At 63.6% G+C, this 1,436-nt stretch carries 2 protein-coding genes; both read right to left on the bottom strand.

The window, feature by feature from the left end:
- On the bottom strand, positions 1–471 hold a 471-nt coding region (locus tag Q0112_RS02110), incomplete at its 3' end, for a GNAT family N-acetyltransferase (protein WP_004165074.1).
- Positions 472–598: 127 nt separating this feature from the next.
- The gene (gene sul1, locus Q0112_RS02105) at positions 599–1,435 is read right to left on the bottom strand and encodes a sulfonamide-resistant dihydropteroate synthase Sul1 (RefSeq protein WP_024193717.1); all 837 of its coding nucleotides are present in this window, start codon (positions 1,433–1,435) and stop codon (positions 599–601) included.
- Between the last annotated feature and the right edge of the window lies 1 nt (position 1,436).

Below are 1,436 nucleotides of genomic sequence, written 5' to 3'. Positions count from 1 at the left end.
GAAGGTTGGATCCCAGCCGGGATTGAAAGTGTCGACGTGGGTGAATCCGAGCCGCTCGTATAGGCCACGCAGGTTCGGGTGGCAGTCGAGCCGCAGCTTGGCGCACCCCTGCGTTCGCGCGGCATGGCGGCAAGCCTCGATCAGCGCGGAGCTGACACCCCGGCCCGCATGTGTCCGTCGCACCGCGAGCTTGTGCAGATATGCGGCCTCCCCCTTGAGGGCGTCGGGCCAGAACTCGGGATCCTCGGCCGACAAGGTGCAACAGCCGACGATGCCGTCGCTGCAACTCGCGACTAGGAGCTCGGATCTCAGGACGAAGGTCTCCGCGAATGTCCGGTCGATCCGCGCGACGTCCCAGGCGGGCGTTCCCTTGGCGGACATCCACGCCGCAGCGTCGTGCATCAGCCGCACAACCTCGTCGATATCACCCGAGCAGGCGACCCGAACGTTCGGAGGCTCCTCGCTGTCCATTCGCTCCCCTGGCGCGGTATGAACCGCCGCCTCATAGTGCAGTTTGATCCTGACGAGCCCAGCATGTCTGCGCCCACCTTCGCGGAACCTGACCAGGGTCCGCTAGCGGGCGGCCGGAAGGTGAATGCTAGGCATGATCTAACCCTCGGTCTCTGGCGTCGCGACTGCGAAATTTCGCGAGGGTTTCCGAGAAGGTGATTGCGCTTCGCAGATCTCCAGGCGCGTGGGTGCGGACGTAGTCAGCGCCATTGCCGATCGCGTGAAGTTCCGCCGCAAGGCTCGCTGGACCCAGATCCTTTACAGGAAGGCCAACGGTGGCGCCCAAGAAGGATTTCCGCGACACCGAGACCAATAGCGGAAGCCCCAACGCCGACTTCAGCTTTTGAAGGTTCGACAGCACGTGCAGCGATGTTTCCGGTGCGGGGCTCAAGAAAAATCCCATCCCCGGATCGAGGATGAGCCGGTCGGCAGCGACCCCGCTCCGTCGCAAGGCGGAAACCCGCGCCTCGAAGAACCGCACAATCTCGTCGAGCGCGTCTTCGGGTCGAAGGTGACCGGTGCGGGTGGCGATGCCATCCCGCTGCGCTGAGTGCATAACCACCAGCCTGCAGTCCGCCTCAGCAATATCGGGATAGAGCGCAGGGTCAGGAAATCCTTGGATATCGTTCAGGTAGCCCACGCCGCGCTTGAGCGCATAGCGCTGGGTTTCCGGTTGGAAGCTGTCGATTGAAACACGGTGCATCTGATCGGACAGGGCGTCTAAGAGCGGCGCAATACGTCTGATCTCATCGGCCGGCGATACAGGCCTCGCGTCCGGATGGCTGGCGGCCGGTCCGACATCCACGACGTCTGATCCGACTCGCAGCATTTCGATCGCCGCGGTGACAGCGCCGGCGGGGTCTAGCCGCCGGCTCTCATCGAAGAAGGAGTCCTCGGTGAGATTCAGAATGCCGAACACCGTCACC

It is taken from the genome of uncultured Amaricoccus sp. (genome assembly GCF_937858865.1).
In the GTDB taxonomy this organism is placed as follows: Bacteria; Pseudomonadota; Alphaproteobacteria; order Rhodobacterales; family Rhodobacteraceae; genus Amaricoccus.
The sequence above is the reverse complement of the archived record's forward strand: the minus strand, read 5'-3'. Positions and strand labels throughout refer to the sequence as shown.